The sequence below is a fragment of the Paraburkholderia sp. GV068 genome (assembly GCF_003058125.1).
Classification (GTDB): domain Bacteria; phylum Pseudomonadota; class Gammaproteobacteria; order Burkholderiales; family Burkholderiaceae; genus Paraburkholderia; species Paraburkholderia graminis.
In genome coordinates this window covers 1,051,326-1,072,297 of record NZ_QBUB01000001.1, presented here as the reverse complement: position 1 = coordinate 1,072,297, position 20,972 = coordinate 1,051,326, and the positions used below count along the sequence as shown (strand labels likewise).

18 protein-coding genes are annotated in these 20,972 nt (G+C 62.7%); 8 read left to right on the top strand and 10 right to left on the bottom strand.

What is annotated here, in order from left to right; translation table 11 throughout:
* Positions 1-121 precede the first annotated feature (121 nt).
* Genes C8K18_RS04825 through coxB form a run of 5 tightly spaced genes read right to left on the bottom strand, consistent with a single transcriptional unit; the run spans position 122 to position 5,858 of the window.
* Positions 122-1,561, bottom strand: a complete 1,440-nt coding sequence (locus tag C8K18_RS04825; RefSeq protein WP_375135804.1) for a c-type cytochrome — start codon at positions 1,559-1,561, stop codon at positions 122-124.
* A 29-nt stretch (positions 1,562-1,590) separates the two neighbouring features.
* Complete coding sequence (locus C8K18_RS04820) at positions 1,591-2,031, bottom strand: hypothetical protein (RefSeq protein WP_107706778.1); 441 nt, start codon at positions 2,029-2,031, stop codon at positions 1,591-1,593.
* Complete coding sequence (locus tag C8K18_RS04815) at positions 2,016-2,678, bottom strand: cytochrome c oxidase subunit 3 (RefSeq protein ID WP_107706777.1); 663 nt, start codon at positions 2,676-2,678, stop codon at positions 2,016-2,018. The genes C8K18_RS04820 and C8K18_RS04815 overlap by 16 nt, the downstream gene beginning before the upstream one ends.
* A 1-nt stretch (position 2,679) precedes the next feature.
* On the bottom strand, positions 2,680-4,710 hold the full coding sequence (ctaD, locus tag C8K18_RS04810; RefSeq protein ID WP_107706776.1) for a cytochrome c oxidase subunit I: 2,031 nt from the start codon (positions 4,708-4,710) through the stop codon (positions 2,680-2,682).
* A gap of 53 nt (positions 4,711-4,763) precedes the next feature.
* Positions 4,764-5,858 (bottom strand): cytochrome c oxidase subunit II, encoded by a 1,095-nt coding sequence (gene coxB / locus C8K18_RS04805; protein WP_107706775.1) that lies wholly within the window; start codon positions 5,856-5,858, stop codon positions 4,764-4,766.
* Between the two features lie 198 nt (positions 5,859-6,056).
* On the opposite strand from coxB, the gene C8K18_RS04800 reads away from it, so the two are divergent.
* Positions 6,057-6,293 carry a hypothetical protein gene (locus C8K18_RS04800; protein WP_006053184.1) on the top strand — a complete coding sequence of 79 codons (237 nt, stop codon included), beginning with the start codon at positions 6,057-6,059 and terminating at the stop codon, positions 6,291-6,293.
* Positions 6,294-6,382: 89 nt separating this feature from the next.
* On the opposite strand, the gene C8K18_RS04795 is transcribed toward C8K18_RS04800, so the two are convergent.
* Entirely contained in the window at positions 6,383-7,468 is a 1,086-nt protein-coding gene (locus C8K18_RS04795) for an NAD(P)/FAD-dependent oxidoreductase (protein WP_006053185.1), read from the bottom strand.
* A gap of 229 nt (positions 7,469-7,697) precedes the next feature.
* Between C8K18_RS04795 and C8K18_RS04790 the strand changes: the two genes are divergently transcribed.
* The 6 genes from C8K18_RS04790 to C8K18_RS04760 all read left to right on the top strand — a co-directional run bounded on the left by C8K18_RS04790 (position 7,698) and on the right by C8K18_RS04760 (position 12,951).
* Positions 7,698-8,135: a carboxymuconolactone decarboxylase family protein gene (locus tag C8K18_RS04790; protein ID WP_029968571.1), complete on the top strand. Its 438-nt coding sequence runs from the start codon at positions 7,698-7,700 to the stop codon at positions 8,133-8,135.
* Between the two features lie 228 nt (positions 8,136-8,363).
* Complete coding sequence (locus C8K18_RS04785) at positions 8,364-9,755, top strand: DHA2 family efflux MFS transporter permease subunit (RefSeq protein ID WP_107706774.1); 1,392 nt, start codon at positions 8,364-8,366, stop codon at positions 9,753-9,755.
* Between the two features lie 273 nt (positions 9,756-10,028).
* The gene (locus tag C8K18_RS04775) at positions 10,029-10,949 is read left to right on the top strand and encodes a LysR family transcriptional regulator (protein WP_053859034.1); all 921 of its coding nucleotides are present in this window, start codon (positions 10,029-10,031) and stop codon (positions 10,947-10,949) included.
* Positions 10,950-11,004: 55 nt separating this feature from the next.
* Positions 11,005-11,184, top strand: a complete 180-nt coding sequence (locus tag C8K18_RS04770; RefSeq protein ID WP_107706772.1) for a hypothetical protein — start codon at positions 11,005-11,007, stop codon at positions 11,182-11,184.
* Positions 11,185-11,396: 212 nt separating this feature from the next.
* Entirely contained in the window at positions 11,397-12,575 is a 1,179-nt protein-coding gene (locus C8K18_RS04765) for a glycosyltransferase family 2 protein (RefSeq protein ID WP_107706771.1), read from the top strand.
* Between the two features lie 154 nt (positions 12,576-12,729).
* Positions 12,730-12,951: a hypothetical protein gene (locus C8K18_RS04760; protein ID WP_006053191.1), complete on the top strand. Its 222-nt coding sequence runs from the start codon at positions 12,730-12,732 to the stop codon at positions 12,949-12,951.
* Between the two features lie 49 nt (positions 12,952-13,000).
* On the opposite strand, the gene C8K18_RS04755 is transcribed toward C8K18_RS04760, so the two are convergent.
* The gene (locus C8K18_RS04755) at positions 13,001-14,305 is read right to left on the bottom strand and encodes an MFS family transporter (RefSeq protein WP_006053192.1); all 1,305 of its coding nucleotides are present in this window, start codon (positions 14,303-14,305) and stop codon (positions 13,001-13,003) included.
* Positions 14,306-14,573: 268 nt separating this feature from the next.
* Between C8K18_RS04755 and C8K18_RS04750 the strand changes: the two genes are divergently transcribed.
* Entirely contained in the window at positions 14,574-15,611 is a 1,038-nt protein-coding gene (locus tag C8K18_RS04750) for a GSU2403 family nucleotidyltransferase fold protein (protein ID WP_053858155.1), read from the top strand.
* A gap of 113 nt (positions 15,612-15,724) precedes the next feature.
* Here C8K18_RS04750 and C8K18_RS04745 read toward each other — a convergent pair whose 3' ends face one another.
* The 3 genes from C8K18_RS04745 to C8K18_RS04735 form a co-directional block, all read right to left on the bottom strand.
* Complete coding sequence (locus C8K18_RS04745) at positions 15,725-17,440, bottom strand: SpoVR family protein (RefSeq protein WP_006053194.1); 1,716 nt, start codon at positions 17,438-17,440, stop codon at positions 15,725-15,727.
* Positions 17,437-18,708: a YeaH/YhbH family protein gene (locus C8K18_RS04740; protein WP_006053195.1), complete on the bottom strand. Its 1,272-nt coding sequence runs from the start codon at positions 18,706-18,708 to the stop codon at positions 17,437-17,439. Before C8K18_RS04740 ends, C8K18_RS04745 begins: the two co-directional genes overlap by 4 nt.
* 131 nt (positions 18,709-18,839) lie before the next feature.
* A complete protein-coding gene (locus C8K18_RS04735) occupies positions 18,840-20,762 on the bottom strand; it encodes a PrkA family serine protein kinase (RefSeq protein WP_013339422.1) in 1,923 nt (640 codons plus the stop codon).
* Positions 20,763-20,972 lie beyond the last annotated feature (210 nt).

Here is a 20,972-nt window from a genome sequence, read left to right as displayed (position 1 = left end):
TTCGATGAAGGCAAGGCCATGCGCAGTACCGGCAGCAGATGCCAAGGAGAAGCAAACCATGTGCCGATCGCCGGACGCGGCGACGCTTTTTGAAGCGCTATTCGAGACGCTATTCGAGGCGCTACTTCCCCAGCTTCGCCCGCACACGGGACACATCGCGCGACGTCACCGGCGCAGCCGCGTTGCCCCACGTATTGCGGATAAACGTCAGCACGCGCGCCATTTCGTTATCGGTCAGTTTGTCCGTGAAGGACGGCATCTTGCGCGGCTCCGGACCGCTGAGTGTGTGCGGACTCTCGCCGCCTTCGACCAGCAAGCGCACGAGCGATGTACTCGATGCCCCGAGCACGGCGGGATTGCCCGCCAGCCGCGGATACTTTTGCGGCACGCCGGCGCCGTCCATCTGATGACATCGCGCGCAATACGTGGCGTAGATGCCGGCGCCGGGCCGCTCGACGTCGCCGGTTCTGAGCGCCCGTACGGTCTGCTGCGCGGCGCGCGAGTTTGCGTTGAAGCGGCCGTTCGGCGCGCGCGACGGCAGGCTCTTCAGATACGCGGCGATGGCGGCGCGGTCGGCATCGCTCAGGTACTGGGTGCTGTCTTCGACCACTTGCACCATGCTGCCGAAAGTCACGAGTCCGCCGCCGTGGCCGGCTTTGAGGAAGGCGGCGATGTCGTCGGCGGAAAACCGGCCGAGGCCCGAGCCGGGATCGGCGGTGAGGTTCGACGCGAACCAGTTGTCATTGGTGCCGCCCGTCAGATACGTCGAACTCGAATGGCTGTAGCCGCGCTCGTTGAACGCGGGGCCGCGCGGCGTGTGGCACGCGCCGCAATGTCCGAGCGATTGCACGAGGTAGGCGCCGCGGTTCCATTGCGCGTCATGCGCGGGATCCGGCTGGTACTGCCTGGTCGGCGCAAAAACCCAGTCCCAGAACAGCAGCGCCCAACGCTGGTTGAACGGGAACGGCAGACGCGTCGTCGGCGCGGGTGTCGGCACAGGCTGCACGCCGTGCATGAAGTACGCGTAGAGGGCGTGCAGGTCGTCGTCGGTGATTTTCGAAAACGACGGATACGGCATCGCCGGATAAAGCCGCTTGCCGCCTCGCGCGACGCCCTCGCGCAACGCGCGCGCAAAGTCTTCGTAGCTGTAGCGGCCGATGCCCGCTTGCGGATCGGGTGTGATGTTCGACGAATAGATGGTGCCGAACGGCGAGCCCATGCCGAGGCCGCCCGCGAACGGCGGCGTCGCTACGGGCTTGGCGCCCGGCTGGGTGACGCGCGGCGGGGCTGTGTGGCAGCCGGCGCAATCGGCGGCTTTCGCGAGGTAGGCGCCGCGGGCGATTTCGGTGGGGTTGGTGTTGGTAGCGTTGGTGTTGGCGTTGGCCTCGCCCGTGGCCGTGCTGTTCGTTGCGGTGCTGGTTATGCCCTTGCCCGCCCCGCTCGCCGCGGCTTCTCCGGCATGGCTCGCGGCATCGTGCAACAACATGCCCATCACCGCGAGCGCGACCGCGGCGACACTGCCCGCACGCCAACCTCGCCGCACCAAGCCGCTGCCGCGCATCGCGAGAAAATCACGAAGGCCGCGCATCGTCACCACCATTTGCACGGCGAGACGATCGCGATGGCGGCGTCGACCGCGATCAAAGCGACCAGAAACAGCGTGCTGCACAACGCCGCGATCCTGAGCAAAAAGCGCTGCAACTCTACCCGCTTGCGGCGCGCGGCATCGAGCGCGGCCCACTCGACCGGCGCAAGCTGCCGCATTTCGCGCCACGCGACCCAGGTGCCGAATGAGCCCGCCGCGAGGCACAATCCGCCGAGCACGATGAGCGCTGTTTTCATCCACGGCAGAATTGGTTCGGATAACGGATGATCGAACGGATAACAGCTTTGCGCAGCGAGCATTTCGGCGACGGTCATCTGCAAGAGCCAGGCGAGCGGCGCGACCAGCAGACCGATCAGCACATGGCGCAGCGGGTGCGGCGCGCCGGGCAATGGGCTCGTCGAAGGCGTGTTCATGTCCTGGGCCATGACCACTCCTGAAAGAGGTAAGGCGTCAGATACAGCGTGCTGAAGATGAACAGCCAGACGATATCGACGAAATGCCAATACAGTCCGCCGATCCTCAACGCCGCGCAACGCCGCTCGTCGAAATAGCCAAGCGCCGTCCATAACAGCAGCAACAGCAACACGACGATGCCGACGGCGACGTGCGCCATATGAAAGCCGGTGATCGTGAAGTAGAGCGAGCCATACAGATGCGTCGTAAGCCCGTAAGGATGGTCGTGCCACTCCGCAAGCTGAATGCCCATGAAGACGATGCCGAGCACGACACCCGTGGCCATCGACGCGACTGCCCAGCGCATGCGTCGGCGGCGCACGCAACGCTCGCATAGCCAGACGAACACGCTGCTAGTCAGCAGAATGACTGTGTTGACGACGCCGAGCGTGAGTTTGGGCAGACCTTCCGGCGGCCAGTGCTGCGGATTTTGCGAAGCGAGATACAGATACGTGAAGATCAGGTATCCGAACAATGCACCTTCGGTCAGCACAAGCGTGAGGCAACCCCACCAGCCGCCCGAACGCTCGCCGGCGCTGCCTGTCGGCAATACGCCGGCCGGTTCGTCCGGCTCGCGAGGCTCACGCGATGAGCGCTGCAGGTTGACGGCGTCGCTCATGTCAGCCTCCAGCGTCGTGGACAGCAACCGGTTCGCGCTGAATCAGTTCGCGCTCCGGCCACAGCCATACGATGATCGACACCGCGCAGCCCGCCAGCATCGCGCCCGCGAAAAGCCACGCCGCGAGCGCGAGCGCCGCGAAGAAAAGCGCGGCGAACAACGCAAGGAAGAACGGCGCGTACGAGTCGCCAGGCATCTTCAGAATCACGTCGGGATTCGCTTCGAGCGCGGTCGTGCCGAGCGCCTCGCGCCCCTCCGCCAGCAGATAACCTTCGTCGATTTGCGAGCGCACGTTGCCCGCGTTGCCGGGTTCCTCGATACGGCCTTCCCACAGCGGATGGCGGCTCGCGAGCGTCGGCACCACCGCGAAGTTGTACGGCGGCGGCGGCGAGCTCACGGCCCATTCGAGCGATGGTGCGTCCCACGGATTATTGCCCGCCGGCTTGCCGCGCTTCAGACTCACCGCGAGATCGGCGAGAAAGATCAGGATACCGAACGCAAACAGAAAGGAGCCGAGCGACGTAACGAGGTTCACCGTATCCCAGCCCATATCGGCGGGATACGTGTAGATGCGGCGCGGCATGCCGAGCAGCCCCGCGATATGCATCGGGAAAAAGCCGATGTTGAAGCCCGCGAACATCACCCAGAAACCGAGCTTGCCAAGACGCTCGCTCATCATCTTGCCGGTGAACTTCGGGAACCAGAAGTAGATGCCGCCGATCACCGGGAACACGTTGATGCCGAGCAGCACGTAATGCAGATGCGCGACGACGAAGTAGGTGTCGGTGAGTTGCCAGTCGAACGGCACGGCCGCGGTCAGCACGCCCGAAACGCCGCCCACCACGAACAGAAAAACGAAGCCCGCGAAAAACAGGAACGGCACGCGAAAGACCGGCCGCCCCGTCCAGATGGTCGCGATCCATGCAAACGTGGCTACAGCACTTGGAATCGTGATCACCATGCTCGCCGCGCCGAAAAACGACAGCGCGAGCGCCGGAATTCCCGTCGCGAACATGTGGTGAATCCACACGACGAAACCAATCGCCATCGTCGCGACCGTGGCGAGCGCGACAGGACCGTAGCCGACCAGCGGGCGCCGGCAGAACACCGGCAACGCATCGGACACGATGCCCATCGCCGGCAACACGACCGCATAGACCCACGGATGCGCGAAGATCCAGAACAGATGCTGCCAGAGCAGCGGCCGTCCGCCGTTCAGTACGTCGAAGAAATGCGTGCCGATGCGGCGGTCCATCCACAGCAGAAAGAATGCGAGGCTCACTGACGGCACCGCGAGCAGATTGCCGGCCGATGCAGTGAGCGTGCCCCACACGAGCACCGGCACGCGATCGAGCGACATGCCCGGTGCGCGCATGCGCAGCAACGTCACGACGAAGTTCATCGAGCCGACTGTCGTTGAAATGCCGAGCAGCACCATGCCGAGCGCGTAGATGTCGATGTTGGGTCCGGTGCTGTATTCGAGGCCCGAGAGCGGCGCGTAGTTGAACCAGCCCGCGTCGGGCGCCTGGCCGGTCGGAAAGCTCGCGTACAGGAAGATGCCCGCGAATAGAAAGATCCAGTACGACAGCGCATTGAGCCGCGGAAAAGCCATGTCGCGCGAACCCAGCACAAGCGGCCACAGGTAGTTCGAGAAGCCGGACAGCACAGGCAGCGCATACAGAAAGATCATCGTCACGCCGTGCATCGTGAAGAGCTGGTTGTACTGCTCAGGCGTGAGCACCGTCGCATTCGGCCGCGCGAGCTGGACGCGCATGATGAGCGCTTCGACGCCGCCCATCAGCAGAAACACGAACGCGGTCACCAGATAGCGCAAGCCGATCGTCTTGTGATCCACCGACGAAAGCCAGCCGCGCCAGCCCGGCGGCGTTTCCCAGATCTCGCGCAGGCGCTTTTCGTCGGCGCTGCCAGGCGGCACGCGGCCGCGCCGCGGCCGGCGCGCGAGGCGCGGCGCATGTGCAGCCGCTAACGAAGACGATGCGCTCGAGCTCGGCGCGTCGGCGTGATCGGACATCGAAATGCGCTCCTTACGTTAGGCGGTCGCGCAAACTCGCGACCGGCTCGGGTTCAATGCAGCGTCGCGAGATAAGCGGACAGCGCGGCGGCATCGCTCGTTGTCAATGCGATGCTCGGCATCAATGCTTCCGGTTTGATTCGCTGCGCGTGCTGCACCCAGTCCAACAGATGTTCGGGCGTGTTCGTCAGCGCACCGGCCGCGATCAGACGTCGCGAGCCGAGATGCGTGAGGTCAGGGGCCTGCGAGCCGTGCGCGTCGGTGCCGCGTATCGTGTGGCAGCCGGCACAGCGCTCGTCGAACAGTTTCTTGCCCGCGCTGAATTGCGCGTCGTGCGCATCGTGCGCCGATGCCTGCGTCGGCATCGCGTTGCGCCCTTGCGCGTCTCGCCACGCATCGAAATCTGCGGCGCTTTGTGTGACGACCTCGAAGACCATATGCGCATGCTGCGCGCCGCAGAACTGCGAACACTGTCCGCGATAAATGCCGGGACGATCGGCCTGAATCCATTGCTCGTTCGTTTGACCGGGAATGGTCTGCGTCTTGCCGGCAAGCTGCGGCACCCAGAACGCGTGGACGACATCGGCGCTTTTTAACCGCACCTTCACGGGCTCGCCGACAGGAATATGAATTTCGTTGGCGGTACTGAAGTTTCGCGCGGCGTCGGGGTCGTCGGCGTAATCGACTTTCCACCACCAGTCGTAGGCGGTCACGGTGATGACAAGCCGCGCATGCGATGCGGGCGAAGCGACGGATTCGAGCGTCGTCATCGTGTAGACGAGCATGCCGAGCAACGCCACACACGAGGCACCGGTCCCCACGTAAATCCAGCGCAGTCCGCCCGCTTCGGGACCAATCGTGTCCGCCGGTTCAGCAGGCCGCTTGCGAGCGAGCGCCACGACAAGCAAGCCGCTCACGATCAGCACCACCAGCACGACGATTGCAGTCAGCACCCAGCCGAGGCGCATCGTCGGCGCAGCAGCGGGCCCTGCGGTGTGGAGAAAATACGCGAGGGGCGCGGAGTCGGCAGAAGCGGTGGATGGAAGAACAGCGCTCGCGGACAACAGGCTCAGCGCGGGCCACGCGCTCTGACGCGCGAAAAAGTTTGCCCTGTCCGATGTGATTCGCGCGGTCCTCGTGCGTGGCATGCCGCTCGGCTCCGATTGCGTTTCGACCTGGGACTCACGCTGCGCGGCGCGGCGCCCGACCCTCGTGCGAAGTGCCCGGCGCTTCGTCGAGCAGCGCTCATCGCGCAGCAAGAAACGAACCTTTCAGACCGCTAAACACGGGTCAGGTCTCGCACTTGCTTTATCGACACACGATCAATTCAACATCAGGAGCTTGCCTTGAAACATGCCTCTCTCGCCACGGCTCTCGTGGTTTCATTCGCGTTCGTTCACGCCGCGGCGCATGCCGAAGGTTGCACTAAAGGCGCGGTGGTCGGCGGCGTCGGCGGACATATTGCGGGTGGCCACGGCGTGGCCGGCGCAGCAGCAGGCTGCGCGATCGGCCATCATGAAGCAAAGAAGAAAGACAAGGCGGCCAGCGCGGCGGCGGCCGCGAGTCAGCCTGCGGGGAAATAGCAGCTTGTGATGTAAAAAAGACCCGCTGCGATCGGACCATCTTGCAATCGTGCGGTCTCCAGCGGGTCTCTTTCAATCGTCTTGCACGCTCAGCCTGCCGCGCTGACTTTTTCCGCGAGCTTCGCGTCGTAACTCGAATGGACGTGCACGCGTTTGCGCTCGGGATACGCATACGAATACGCTTTGCGCAACGCGAGCGACGCCTCGTGAAAGCCCGACAGAATCAGCTTCTGCTTGTTCGGATAGTTGGCGATGTCGCCGACCGCGAAGATGCCTGGCCGCGAGCTCTCGTAGTTGGACGTATCGACATCGACGCGGCCGCCGTGCAGGCTCAAGCCCCACTGCCCTATCGGACCGAGGTCCGCGACCAGTCCGTATAGCACGACGAGCTGTTCCGCCGGCAACTCGGTCTCGCCCTCGATATGTCGCAATGTGATGGATTTGAGTGCAGCGCTTTCGGCGTTCTCTTGCGCGTCGCTTTGCACCTTCAGCCCTGAAATCGCGCCGACAATAAAGTCCATCTCACCGGCTTCGACCGCGCGCCGCATCAACTCGACGCTTGAATCGGCGGCGCTGAATCCGTTGCGCCGATGCACGAGCGTCACGCGCCGTGCGACCTTGCGCAACGCGAGCGCCCAGTCGAGCGCGGAATCGCCGCCGCCCGCCACGACCACGGTTTTGTCGGCGAAATCGGCGAGACGCTGCACGCTGTAATGCACGTGGCGCGATTCGAGCGGCACGGCTTCGGCAAGCGGCAGCTTTTGCGGCACGAATGCACCGTTGCCCGCGGCCAGCATGATTGCCGCGACGTCGAACACAAGGCCGCGATCGGTGCGCACGGTCCACCGGCCGTCGCTGCGCTGCTCGACGGATTCAACACGCTGCTCGAGATGAATCGGCACGTCGAACGGCTTGCATTGCGCGAGCAGGCGGTCCACGAGTTCGCGCGCCGTGCACGACGGAATCGCGGGAATGTCGTAGATCGGCTTGTCGGGATAGAGCTCGGTGCATTGACCGCCGATCTTGCCGAGTGCATCGACGATCTGGCAGGACAAGCCGATCACGCCGGCCTCGAAAGCGGCAAAGAGCCCAACGGGACCCGCGCCGACGATCAGCACGTCGGTGCGGATAGGCGGTGAACCAGGTTGCACAACAGGCTCGGCGGCGGACGTCATTCGCTATCTCTTCATAAGGTGATGACCCACCATACCGAATCGCCGTGAGCGCGGCAACGATGCCATTACAGCCAGCAAGGGCGCTTAAGCGGGGATTCGCAGCCGGTTGCGGGCGTTCAAGTGGCCACCTATAAATCGTCGAAAATGGCCATTTTGCAAAGCCAATGCCGGGACTAGTATTCACTCATCGCATCACCGGATGCGTCCCACCAAAGCGAAGGAGTGAATCATGAAACAACGTCTGAACTACTACAAAGCCAGTCCCGCTGCGATCAAGGCAATGCTGGGCCTCGAAGAACGCATCGGCAAATCGTCGATTGAAAAGTCGCTCGCGGAACTGGTTCGCCTGCGTGCGTCGCAGATCAACGGCTGCGCGTTCTGCGTGGACATGCATACCACCGACGCCCGTAAAGGCGGCGAAACCGACCGCCGTCTTGCAACGGTCGTGACGTGGCGCGAAACACCGTTCTTCACGGATCGCGAACGCGCCGCGCTCGAATGGACGGAAGCGTTGACGCTCATCTCGCACGATCACGTGCCCGACGCCGTGTGGGAAGCGGTCCGCCCTCACTTCAGCGACGAAGAACTGGTCGACCTCACGCTGCTCGTTTCCACGATCAACGCATGGAACCGCTTCGCGATTTCGTTCCGCTCGATGCCTGAATAAGCGCGTCACTGTACATAGCAGCACCGCTGGCGCAGCGCCTCTTTCAACTCGGCTGGATCACGCGATTCAAAGAGGCGGCTCGCGCTGCGCACTCGTACCGCACACCTCCACCGCTCGCACGCCCTCCCCATTCCCGCCTTGCAACACCGCTCAATGCCGTATCATTGAAGCGTTTGCTGACAAAAAACTCCGCTTAACCGGCGCCCGCGCGCCGCCGCTTGCCATCACATGACCAGGGATTCGTCGCATACCGCGCTGCTGTGGATCGTCGCCGCGGGCTTCTTCATGCAGTCGCTCGACACGACGATCGTGAACACGGCGCTGCCGTCCATCGCGCACAGCCTGCATGTCGCGCCGCTTGCGATGCAGCCGATCGTGGTCGCCTACACGTTGACGATGGCGATGCTCACGCCCGCCTCCGGCTGGCTCGCCGACCGCTTCGGCACGCGGCGCGTCTACTTCGCCGCGATCCTCGTCTTCGTGATCGGCTCGATTTGCTGCGCGAGCGCGCACACGCTCGGCGAACTCGTGCTCGCGCGCGTGCTACAAGGCGTGGGCGGCTCGATGCTGCTGCCGATCGGACGCCTCGCCGTGCTGCGCAGCGTGTCCAGTGAGCAATACGTCGCGGCGCTCGCGTTTATTTCAGTCGCCGGTCAGCTCGGCCCGATTGTCGGACCAACGCTCGGAGGCTGGTTCGTCCAGGCGATCACATGGCACTGGATCTTTCTGATCAACGTGCCGATCGGCGCCGCCGGTCTCTACGCGGTGCAGCGTTTTTTGCCGCCGCATGGCGAGACCCAGGCGCCGCCGTTCGACTTCATCGGCTGCGGGTTGTTGTCGCTTTGCATGATCGCGTTTTCGCTGGCCGTCGATGCCCCCGTGCCGACGCATCAGGCGGCGTGGTCCGCGGCGCTGTTCGCGCTCGCGGCGGTGAGCGCGCTCGCCTACATTCCGCACGCGAGGCGGCGGCGTAACCCGCTCTTCAAACTGTCGCTGTTCAGCGAGCCGAATTTCAGCGTGGGGCTGATCGGCAACCTCGTGTGCCGCATCGGCTCGAGCGCCGTGCCGTTTCTGGTGCCGCTGCTGTTGCAGCTTCAGCTTGGCTACACGCCGCTGCATTCGGGGCTGATGATGCTGCCCGCGGCGCTCGCCGGCACGGTCGCCAAACGCTGGATCGCGCCGCTCGTGCGGCGCTACGGCTACGACCTCTTCCTGCTGGTGAATACGCTCATCGTCGGTTCGTCGATCGTGGCGTTTGCGTCGATCTCGCGCGGCACGCCGCTCATCGTCGAAATCGTGATTCTCGCGATATTCGGCGCAGCCAACTCCATGCAGTTCGCGGCGATGAACAGCGTCACGCTCAAGGGCCTCTCGCACGAAGACGCCGGCAGCGGCAACAGCCTCTTTTCGATGGTGCAGATGCTGGCGATCGGCCTGGGCGTATCCATCGGCGGCGGGCTCGTGAAGCTCTTTGCCGCGCAATGGGGCTCGGCGGCCCTCGGCTTCCGGCTGAGCTTCGTCTGCGTCGGCGCGATCACGCTGCTGTCCGCGTGGGTGTTCCGCCATCTCGACGCGGCGCCCGCCGTGCGCGCGCCGGCTAGCCAGGGCGCGGGGCGCTGATTCGCGCTCGGGTTCGGGTTCGGGTTCGGGTTCGGGTTCGGGTTCGGGTTCGGGTTCGGGTTCGGGTTCGGGTTCGGGTTCGGGTTCGGGTTCGGGTTCGGGTTCGGGTTCGGTAACGTTGCAACTGAGTCCGCGCCGCCGCGTTGCTTTCACACGCTGTCGCTTCTCATATGCGCCGCGCATGACGGACCCGCGATCCTTCGTGGACGGGCTCCCCGCCGCGCGTTTCGCGTTAGCATGTACCGCGTCAACGAACAAGAAAAGGATTCTCCGATGCCATTTGACGAGCGCGTGCTGAACGGCATGGGCGTGCTGACGGCGATCGTCGATTGCGGCAGCTTCGCGGCAGCAGGCGTTGCGCTCGACATGTCTCAATCGGGCGTAAGCCGTTCGGTGGCGCGGCTCGAGGCTCGGCTCGGCATCCGGCTATTCGATCGCACCACGCGCTCGGTCACGCTCACCGACGAAGGCCGGCGCTTCTACGAACAGATCGTGCCGCTGCTAAGCGGCCTCGAGGACGCGGCGGCCAGCGCCGCCCGAGGCGCGACGGCCGTGCGCGGACGCCTGCGCGTGAACATGGACCCGTTCTTTTCGCGCCTCGTGCTCGGACCGAGACTCGGCGGTTTCGTCGACAAACATCCCGATTTGCAGCTCGAACTGATCACGCGCGACCAGTTGGGCGATATGGTCGGCGACGGTTTCGACGTTGCAATCCGCTTTGGCGAGCCGCCGGTGTCGTCGCTGATCGCGCGCAAGCTGCTCGACACGCGCATTCTGACGGTGGCCGCGCCGTCGTATCTGAAGAAGCATGGGCATCCGGCGAATCCTGCGGAACTCGAAAGCGGCCAGCATGCGTGCATCAAGTTTCGCGATCCGCTGACCGGTTATCCGTTCAGTTGGGAGTTTCATCGCGGCCGCAAGAAAATCGTCGTCACGCCGCAAGGCCGCCTGACCGTCAACGATGTGGGCACCTTGCACAGCGTGTGCGCCGCGGGCCAGGGCATCGCGCAAATCCTCGCGCTCGGCGCGGAATCCTTGCTCGCGAGCGGCAAGATGGTCGAGCTTTTTCCCGAATGGGGCGACGAGCTTTATCCGCTCTACGCGCTTTATCCGTCGCGGCACCATCCGCCGGCCAAGGTGCGCGCCTTTATCGATTTCATCATTTCGCTGACGGGCGCCGCTCATGCCGAGTGAAGCGCAGGCCCGGGCTTTGCTTCCTGAGTTAGGTCTTCAAGATCAGGAGAACGCCATGGCCGACCCCAAGCAGCAAGGCAACGACAAGCCCGACGACATCGCCCATCCGCACCCCGCGGTACATAGCGACAACGAAAAGAGCAAGCTGCCGGAGCGCGGCGACGCCGACCGCGATCAGTCGCCGGCGGACCGTCCGGGTCAGAAGCCGGGTGAAGGCGAGCCGTCAGTCGGCTGAAATTAAGCGCAGGTCTGGAAGCGGCTTTGCTGCGTTGGAGCGCGCAAAGCCGCATAAATTTTTCCCTTTCCGCAGCTTTCATACAGCAGACATTTTTTCCGCTTTTTTACCGAATATTTTTTCGGCGCGATGCACTACTTTTCTGCTTGCAGCGATGTATGCGAACAAGCAGCCGGCTGCCGCCCCTTCAACAGATAACAAAGGCGACGCCCATGTCCATTCCCGTGCCCTCCGCCGAGCCAGCCAAAGTGTCGATCTGCGTGCCGACCTGCAACCGGCCGGAGCTGATCGTCGAGTGCATCGACTCGTGTCTTGCGCAGACCTACGGCAATCTGGAAATCGTGATCGGCGACGATTCAAACGATGCGCGCACCGCGCAACTGCTCGCGTCGCGTTATCCGCACGAGTTGAGCGAAGAGCGCATCCGTTATGCGAGGAACGAGCCGCCGCTTGGCCAGGCGCGCAACGTCGCGAGCCTGTTCGAGCGCGCGCTCGGCGACAAGATTCTGCTGCTTCACGACGACGACCTGCTCACCACCGACGGCGTCGAAAAACTCGTGTCGCTGTGGAAACTGCATCCACGGCTCGATGCGGCGTTCGGCGCACAGTACGAAGCCAACCATGACGGCGCGATCGACGTCGAGGCCAGCGCGCGGCTCAACGCGGCGTTCAGGCGCACGAAGGACGCCGAAGGCTTGCAGCCGCTGCCGGGCAGAACCGGGCTCGTTCAGATGTTCCCGAACAACGGCTGGATGGCGGACGCGCGGCTCGTTAGGCGCGTCGGCTATAAGGAGCAATACGGCGCGTGCTGCGACTTCGTGTTCGGCACCGAGCTGTGCCTCGCCGCGCGCGAGGTCTTTTATCTGCACGATTACGTGTCGGTGTATCGCAAGACCGCGACTTCGATTTCGCACAGCACGCGCGGGACTGCGGCGGCAGCCACGCTGAGCGCCTACGCGTTCGTCAGGAAGCTGAAGTTGCCGCCGCAGCTCGAGCCTTCGCGCAAGCTCGCGCTCCGGCGGCTCGCGCCGATCGTCGTGTCGGTGCATGCGAGGAATCGTCAGGCGCGGCTCGGGTTGAAGATCGCGCTGGGTCATCTGTTCGCGTATCGCTATGGATTCAGCGCGCGGCTTTACTACCATCTGCTGATGCTTTCGCGAGCGGCGGTGAATGCGCGCGGACGGGCGGGGATTGCTGCGGGGGATGTGGTGATGGCGGAGACGGAGAGCGTGGTGAGGGCGAGCGCCGCAGCCACGGTTACGGCAGCAGCAACGGTGGCTGCAACCGCCGTGGCAACGGCGGCTCCTGTTACAGCCTTGACCGGTGAACCCGGCACAACCATCAAAGAGCTTGTCGCGGAACTCACCGCCGATATGACCGAATCGCGCTGATCGCGGCGACGTCGTCGGCGGTCGCCGACATGCGCCGTCAGCGCGTTTTCTGCTAAGCATCCTCTGCTTAGCAAAGGCGTATTTGTTGCTTGGACTCGCGCGCGCCGCTGATTACGATGAGCCGGACACGTCATCAAGTCCGAGGTGATTCGCCATGTCCGACAGTGCCTGTTTCAAGCCGCGTGTGATCGAGCCGGTCGCCGCCAATCAGCCCGAGGGATTGGGACTGGCGGTGGAATTGTGGCTCGCTCAACCCATCGACGGAATTGCCGGGCGAGCCGTGCAGATCCACCTGCGCAGCGACGCGAAGATGGCGCAGGCCGAAGCGCTGCGCGACCTTCTGCACGTACTGGGCACCGAAATCGTGGTGGCGTGAACACGCACTGAGCACGCACCTAAGCACGCACCCGAGCCCGCGCCTCGGCTCACGGTTCGTGACGCAAATACCCTTCTTTCGACGGATCGCGCATGCGCAGCGCGACGATGCCGGCGATCGCGCACATCAAGGTCACGTACCAGTAGAACATCGGTTCGCTGCCGGTCGACTTGAGCCACAGCGCCACGTATTCGGCCGAGCCGCCGAAGATCGCATTCGCCACCGCATACGAGAGGCCCACGCCGAGCGCGCGCACTTCGGGCGGGAACATTTCCGCCTTGATGAGGCCGCTGATCGACGTATAAAAGCTGACGATGGCAAGCGCCAGCACCACGAGACCGAACGCCGCATACGGGCTCGTCACGTCCTTCAGCGCATGCAGAAGCGGCACCGTGCCGATGGTCGCGAAGAGGCCGAAGCACAGCATCGAACGACGCCGGCCGATGCGGTCCGACAGCGCGCCGAACAGCGGCTGAAGCAGCATGTAGACGAAGAGCGCCGCGGTCATCACGTTGCTGGCGGTCTTCGCATTCATGCCCGCCGTGTTCACCAGATACTTCTGCATATACGTGGTGAACGTATAGAAAATCAGCGAGCCGCCCGCCGTGAAGCCGAGCACCGTCATGAACGCGACGCGGTGCTGCCACAAGCCGCGCAGCGTGCCCGCTTCCTTGCGCTGACGCGTCGCGGCGGTAGTGGTTTCATCGAGCGATTTACGCAGATAGAGCGCGACCAGCGCCGCGATCGCGCCGATCACGAACGGCACGCGCCAGCCCCAGGCTTTGAGTTCCGCGGTCGAGAGCGTCTGTTGCAGGATCACCAGCACGAGGAGCGCGCACAACTGGCCGCCGATCAGCGTCACGTACTGGAACGACGCGAAGAAGCCGCGCCGCCCTTTCAGCGCGACCTCGCTCATATACGTTGCACTGGTGCCGTATTCGCCGCCCACGGAGAGTCCCTGGAACAGCCGCGCGACGAGCAGCAGCGCCGGCGCGAGCGCGCCGATCTGCGCGTACGTGGGCAGCACGGCGATCACCAGCGAGCCGCCGCACATCATGAAGACCGAGATCATCATCGCGGTACGCCGGCCGTGCTTGTCGGCGAGACGGCCAAAGAACCAGCCGCCGATCGGCCTCATCAGAAAGCCTGCCGCGAACACGCCGGCCGTGTTCAGCAATTGCGTGGTGGTGTTGCCGCTTGGGAAGAACGCGGGCGCGAAGTACAGCGCGCAGAACGAGTAGACGTAAAAGTCGAACCACTCGACGAGATTGCCCGATGAAGCGCCGACGATCGCGAAAATGCGGCGCCGCGTGTCGTGGGCGGAGGCCACGCTGTGGTCTGTGAGGTCGGTCATGTTGTCTTCCTTGTCTCTTGAACGGAGGCGACGGTCGTGGCGCCGCCTTCAGCACGCGATTTTTAGCGTGGGCGAATTTTACAGAATCGCAAGTAAAAGTTGGGGGTTTGTTGGCAAGCGCTACGGCGAGCGCCGTCGCCAGTCCGGTCCCGGCACAGTTCGGAGCTCATTCCTGGTTTATCCCTCGGGTTTAATCGTGAGGTATAAATTTGACTGTTGTGAATTTATACCTTAATGCTCAATCACAGGGTATGAGGAGACGCCAGCAATGGCCAGCTTCCACAACGACGCATTGCAAACGCTGTATTCGTCCGTCACCGAGCGCGCCGGCGCACAAGGTCATATTCCCCTGCACTCTCCGGGCTCGGCGGCCCAGAAGACCGTCGACGGGAAAACGTACACCTATTGGCGCGTCTATCTGGCATCGGGAAAGCATAAGGAAACGTCGCTTGGCCGCGCAGGCGAGCCCGCTACCGAGGCTGCGCTCGAGGCGAAACTACTCGAGAGCGCGGAGATGCGCGCGCTTGCCGCCGAGGTCCAGATACTGCGCAAGGCGAACTTTGCCGCCGCGGACAACTCTTCGGCGCTCACGCTGGCAACGCTCTTCAACGCGGGCATCTTCAGCCACGGCGGAGTGCTGGCCGGCTCCCACGCCTTCGGCGCGCTTCTGAACAGCCTGGGCGTGCGGCTGCCTGCGAACTACCGGACGGAAGATATCGACATTGGCAGCGCCGGGAGCATTTCGGTGGCTATCCCCGAAGAGCGCAGCTTTCTCGACATCCTTCGTGATAGCGGCATTCCGTTTCTCGAGATGCCGGAACTGCACTCGCGAAAGCCGTCCACGTCGTTCAAGGCGCGTGGACAGCACCTCAAGGTGGACTTGCTCGTGCCGGGTACGGAAGCGTACGAGACGAAGGCCTTGCCGCACTTGCGCGCCCACGCAACCGGACTTCCCTACTTCAGGTATCTGGTAACGAACCCTACGCAAGGCTTTATCCTCGGCAAGGAACACGTGGTGCCGGTCATGCTGCCCGACCCCGCCAGATTCGCGCTTCACAAGCTTGTCGTCAGCACGCTTCGCGACCCGTCGCGGGCGCTCAAGGCGGACAAGGACCGGCGGCAGGCCGCCGTGTTGATCGACGCGCTCGCGGAGAAGTTTCCAGACTGGTTGACGACAGCCGCCGACGAACTCGAGGAAAACGCGCGCAGCCGGGTCGGCACGGCGGCCACCCAGGCGCTAAACCTCGCGCCGGGCTTGTCGGAACGCGCCCGCGATTTTCTGGCTGATCTGGGTGCCCACGCGTAACTCGTGACAGGCCGCGCGCGAATCGCCTGCCAGGCTTCGACACCATAAAGACTGGCGCGCCGGCCACGACAGTGGCGGGCGCGCCCAAAAGACCCTCACGCCGTGAGACGTCCTCACGCCCTCACGGCCGGCGGCACGTAGCGGCACTCGTAACGCTTCCTGACCGTGCCGTTTTCGTCGACGCTTTCCAGATACACGTCGAACTGCCACAAGCGCGCCATGTGCTTGAGCACCTCGTCGCTATCGGACGAAAGATGCCGGTTGTCGCTCATGAAATGCCGCAGCGTCAGACTGCGGTCGCCGCGCGTATTCACCGACCACACCTGAATGTTCGGCTCGCGATGATGCATGTCGTACTGCCGCGACAACGCCTGGCGCACGTACTGATAGCCGCTGTCATCGTGGATCGCCGAGACTTCCAGCGCGTCGCGCATGTCGTCGTCGAGTACTGAGAACAGCCGCATTTCGCGGATCAGATGCGGCGACAGATATTGCGCGACGAAGCTCTCGTCCTTGAAGTTGCGCATCGCGTAGTGCATGGCGGGCAACCACGGACTGCCGGCCAGCTCCGGGAACCACTTGCGGTCTTCCTCGGTCGGGTTTTCGCAGATGCGGCGAATGTCGCTCATCATCGAAAAACCCAGCGCGTACGGATTGATGCCGCTGTAGTACGGCTTGGTGACGGGCGGCTGATAGACCACATTGCTGTGCGAATGGAGGAACTCCATCATGAAGCCGTCTTCCAGCTTGCCCTGGTTGTACATTGTGTTAAGCAGCGTGTAGTGCCAGAACGTGGCCCAACCTTCGTTCATCACCTGCGTCTGCCGCTGCGGATAAAAATACTGCCCCACTTTTCGCACGATGCGGATCACCTCGCGCTCCCACGGCTCGAGCAGCGGCGCGTTTTTCTCCGCGAAATACAGCAGGTTTTCCTGCGGCTCAGGCGGATAACGCTCCTCGATTTCCTCGGGCAGCGGCGTATGTCGCGTGGGCAGCGTGCGCCATAACTCGTTCACCTGCGATTGCAGATACGCCTCGCGTTCGCGACGCGCGGCGAATTCTTTTTCCAGCGACAGCTTCTGCGGACGCTTGTAGCGGTCCACGCCGTAGTTCATCAGCGCGTGGCACGAATCGAGCAGTTCTTCCACGCGGTCGAGCCCGAAGCGCTCCTCGCATTCCGCAATGTAATTCTTCGCGTAGACGAGGTAGTCGATGATGGCATGCGCATCCGTCCACAGCCGGAACAGATAGTTGCCCTTGAAGAACGAGTTGTGCCCATACGCCGCATGCGCGATGACGAGCGCCTGCATCGTCATCGTGTTCTCTTCCATCAGATACGCGATGCAGGGGTTCGAGTTGATCACGATCTCGTACGCGAGCCCCATCTGCCCTCGACGGTAGCTTTTTTCGGTAGAGAGAAAGTGTTTGCCGAACGACCAGTGCCGGTAATTCACCGGCATGCCGACGGACGCATACGCGTCCATCATCTGTTCAGCGCTGATGAGTTCGAGCTGGATCGGATACACGTCGAGTTCATATTGCTCTGCAACACGGGCAATATGGGAGTCGTACTCCTCGATCAACTCGAAGGTCCAGTCGGACGGGCACGGCAAAGGCCGTCTATCGGCTACGTTCATACGGACTTCCCTTTGCCCCTCGATGGGCGTTCCGGTGTGTCCCCGTGCGTCAGCGTTGTCGACTGCTCCGGCTGCGGCGGCCCGCTCTTCGTCCGCCCCTGCCTCGGCATGCCCCGACTCACGCTGCGGCACGCCTGTCCCACGCTCCGGCTGATAGCCGCGCGCTTCGTTATGCAAATGTTTGGTCGTCATGACGACGCCACCTGCTTTTCAAACAACTCGCGAAACACCGGATAGATGTCAGCCGCGGTTTCGACCTTCTTCATCGCCATATGCGGCTGGCTCAAGGCCAGTTGTGCATATTCGAGCCACAGGTTCTGCTCTTCGGGCGTCACCTGAATATACGCAAAATAGCGCACCTTCTCGAGGATGTCATCCGAGAGTATCTTGCGGCACTTCGGCGAGTCGTCGGTCCAGTTGTCACCGTCGGACGCCTGGGCGCCGTAAATGTTCCATTCAGTCGGCGAATAGCGCTCGTCCATCACCTTCTGCATCAGCTCGAGCGCGCTCGATACCACCGTGCCGCCGCTTTCGGTCGAGTGGAAGAACGTGTCTTCGTCGACCTCCTCGGCGCGCGTGTGGTGGCGGATGAACACCACCTCGATCTTTTCGTAATTGCGCTTGAGAAACAGATAAAGAAGGATGAAGAAGCGCTTGGCGAGATCCTTGCGTTGCTCGTCCATCGAACCGGACACATCCATCAGACAGAACATCACGGCCTGGCTCGACGGCGTGGGCTGCTTCACGCGGTTCACGTAACGCAGGTCGAACGGGTCGATAAACGGAATGCGCCAGATGCGCCCGCGCAGATGGTGGATCTCGTCTTCGAGCAGCTTGATTTCTTCGCGGCGATCGTCGGGGTCGGCCTTCAGCACCTCGAGTTGCCGCTCCATTTCGTGCAACTGGTTGACGAGCGGCGCACCGAGCGCGATGCGGCGGCCAAGCGCGCTGCGCAGCGAACGGACCACGTCGATGTTGTTCGGCGTGCCTTCGGCCGCCCAGCCCGCGCGGATGCTCTTCCATGTGGGCACGGCCATCAGATGGGTTTTGACGAGCCGCGGCAGTTCGAGATCGTCGAAGAAATACTGCATGAATTCTTCGCGGCTCAGCTCGAACACGAAGTCGTCCTGACCTTCGCCTTCGTTGCTCGCCTGACTGCCGCCGCCTCCGCCGCCACCGCCTTGCGGCCGCTGAATCTTGTCGCCGCGGATGTAGTCGGAGTTGCCTGGATGCACCATTTCGCGCCGGCCGCCCGGTCCGTGCCGGAACGACGGCTCCGCGATGTCCTTACGCGGAATGGTGATGCTCTGGGTGTTCTGAATGTCTTTAATGCTGCGGTCGCGCACCGCTTCCGAAACGGCGCGACGAATGTAGTTCTTGACGCGGCGCAAAAAACGCTCGCGATTTGCAATGCTTTTGTTCTTGCCTGCCAACCTGCGGTCGATGATTTGATGAAGCACGCCCGGTCTCCCATACTGCCCAAATTCGGGTGCGCGAGACGCACGCTGGATGGCCCGATGCTATGTCCATGCAGCTTGCGGCTCGCAGGGTGCTCGCGCGGTCGGACCGCGCGAGCGGCACGCAGTGCGTATCATGACGACTTGCGCACGCGCAGATACCAGTCACACAGCAAGCGCACCTGCTTCGGCGTGTAGCCCTTCGCCACCATCCGGTTGACGAAGTCTTCGTGCTTGCGCTGTTCTTCCGCCGAACCTTTGGCGTTGAACGAAATGACCGGCAACAGTTCCTCCGTATTCGAGAACATTTTCTTTTCGATCACGACGCGCAGCTTTTCGTAGCTGATCCACGCAGGATTTTTCCCTGCATTCGCAGCACGCGCGCGCAGCACGAAGTTCACGATCTCGTTGCGGAAGTCCTTCGGGTTGCTGATGCCCGCGGGCTTCTCGATCTTCTCCAGCTCGGCATTGAGCGCCGCGCGGTCGAAGCTCTCGCCGGTGTCGTGATCGCGGAACTCCTGATCCTGAATCCAGAAGTCCGCATACGTCACATAGCGATCGAAAATGTTCTGCCCATATTCGGAGTACGACTCGAGATACGCCGTCTGGATCTCCTTGCCGATGAATTCCGCGTAACGCGACGCGAGCACGTCTTTAATGAACGACAGGTACTTCTGCTCGGTTTCCGGTGGGAACTGCTCGCGCTCGATCTGCTGTTCGAGCACGTACATCAGATGCACCGGATTGGCCGCGACTTCGGTCGAATCGAAGTTGAACACGCGCGACAGAATCTTGAACGCGAAGCGGGTCGACACGCCGGTCATGCCTTCGTCGACGCCCGCGAAGTCGCGGTATTCCTGGTACGACTTCGCCTTCGGATCGGTGTCCTTCAGATTCTCGCCGTCGTAGACCTGCATCTTCGAGAAGAGGCTCGAATTCTCGGGCTCCTGCAAGCGCGTGAGCACCGACATTTGCGCCATCATCTTCAGCGTGCCGGGCGCGCAGACAGCATTAGCCAGCGACGAATTGCGCAACAGCTTCTCGTAGATCTTGATCTCTTCCGAATAGCGCAGGCAGTACGGCACCTTCACGACGAAAATCCGGTCGAGCAAGGCTTCGTTGTTGCGGTTATTGCGGAAGGCTTTCCACTCCGACTCGTTCGAGTGCGCGAGGATCACGCCGTCGAAAGGAATCGCGCCGAAGCCTTCCGTGCCCTTGAAGTTGCCTTCCTGGGTCGCGGTGAGCAGCGGGTGCAACACCTTGATCGGCGCCTTGAACATTTCGACGAATTCGAGCAGGCCCTGATTCGCGAGACACAGGCCGCCGGAGTAGCTGTAGGCGTCCGCATCGTCTTGCGCGTATTGCTCGAGCTTGCGAATGTCGACCTTGCCGACGAGCGAGGAGATGTCCTGATTGTTCTCGTCGCCCGGCTCCGTTTTGGCGATGCCGATTTGCCGCAGGATGGACGGATAGCGCCGCACCACGCGGAACTTGCGGATGTCGCCGTTGTACTCGTGCAGGCGCTTGACCGCCCACGGGCTCAGAATGCTTTTCAGGTAGCGGCGTGGTATGCCGTATTGCTCTTCGAGGATCGGACCGTCCTCGTCGTAATCGAACAAACCGAGCGGCGATTCGTTCACAGGCGAGCCCTTGATCGCGTAGAACGGCACGCGCTCCATGAGCTGCTTCAGACGTTCGGCGATGGACGATTTACCGCCGCCGACCGGGCCCAACAGATACAGAATCTGCTTCTTTTCTTCGAGCCCCTGGGCCGAGTGCCGGAAGTAGGCGACCACCTGCTCGATCACCTCCTCCATTCCGTAGAACTCACGGAATGCGGGGTATACCTTGATGACCTTGTTCGCGAAGATGCGCGACAGGCGCGGATCGTTGCGAGTGTCGATCTGTTCGGGTTCTCCGATTGCCGTCAACATGCGTTCGCCAGCCGTGGCGTACGCGGCGGGATTGTCTTTGCAGAGCGCGAGGTACTCCTCGAGCGAGAGTTCGTCCTCTCGCGTTTTCTCGAAGCGGGTCGCGAAACTGCTGTAGATATCCATGCTACCTCCTCGCCGAAGTCTAGACCGATGTCGTGCGCGGCGCGCTATTCGGAAACGACATCGCTCGAATTCATCCTAAACCCTTTTAAATTTTTTTTCACGAACTACGTTGCGAAAATCGCGCCGTGCGGGCCTCCCGACATTCATCACTTGGAAACACCGTTTCGACCACCTACAATCTTGCGCGTCGAACAGTGCCGCGAACGTTGC

Bases quoted from the DNA above. Each gene is read 5' to 3' on its own strand.
- C8K18_RS04825 (WP_375135804.1), bottom strand. From the start codon at position 1,561: ATGCGCGGCAGCGGCTTGGTGCGGCGAGGTTGGCGTGCGGGCAGTGTC.
- C8K18_RS04820 (WP_107706778.1), bottom strand. From the start codon at position 2,031: ATGGCCCAGGACATGAACACGCCTTCGACGAGCCCATTGCCCGGCGCG.
- C8K18_RS04815 (WP_107706777.1), bottom strand. From the start codon at position 2,678: ATGAGCGACGCCGTCAACCTGCAGCGCTCATCGCGTGAGCCTCGCGAG.
- ctaD (WP_107706776.1), bottom strand. From the start codon at position 4,710: ATGTCCGATCACGCCGACGCGCCGAGCTCGAGCGCATCGTCTTCGTTA.
- coxB (WP_107706775.1), bottom strand. From the start codon at position 5,858: ATGCCACGCACGAGGACCGCGCGAATCACATCGGACAGGGCAAACTTT.
- C8K18_RS04795 (WP_006053185.1), bottom strand. From the start codon at position 7,468: ATGACGTCCGCCGCCGAGCCTGTTGTGCAACCTGGTTCACCGCCTATC.
- C8K18_RS04790 (WP_029968571.1), top strand. From the start codon at position 7,698: ATGAAACAACGTCTGAACTACTACAAAGCCAGTCCCGCTGCGATCAAG.
- C8K18_RS04785 (WP_107706774.1), top strand. From the start codon at position 8,364: ATGACCAGGGATTCGTCGCATACCGCGCTGCTGTGGATCGTCGCCGCG.
- C8K18_RS04775 (WP_053859034.1), top strand. From the start codon at position 10,029: ATGCCATTTGACGAGCGCGTGCTGAACGGCATGGGCGTGCTGACGGCG.
- C8K18_RS04770 (WP_107706772.1), top strand. From the start codon at position 11,005: ATGGCCGACCCCAAGCAGCAAGGCAACGACAAGCCCGACGACATCGCC.
- C8K18_RS04765 (WP_107706771.1), top strand. From the start codon at position 11,397: ATGTCCATTCCCGTGCCCTCCGCCGAGCCAGCCAAAGTGTCGATCTGC.
- C8K18_RS04760 (WP_006053191.1), top strand. From the start codon at position 12,730: ATGTCCGACAGTGCCTGTTTCAAGCCGCGTGTGATCGAGCCGGTCGCC.
- C8K18_RS04755 (WP_006053192.1), bottom strand. From the start codon at position 14,305: ATGACCGACCTCACAGACCACAGCGTGGCCTCCGCCCACGACACGCGG.
- C8K18_RS04750 (WP_053858155.1), top strand. From the start codon at position 14,574: ATGGCCAGCTTCCACAACGACGCATTGCAAACGCTGTATTCGTCCGTC.
- C8K18_RS04745 (WP_006053194.1), bottom strand. From the start codon at position 17,440: ATGACGACCAAACATTTGCATAACGAAGCGCGCGGCTATCAGCCGGAG.
- C8K18_RS04735 (WP_013339422.1), bottom strand. From the start codon at position 20,762: ATGGATATCTACAGCAGTTTCGCGACCCGCTTCGAGAAAACGCGAGAG.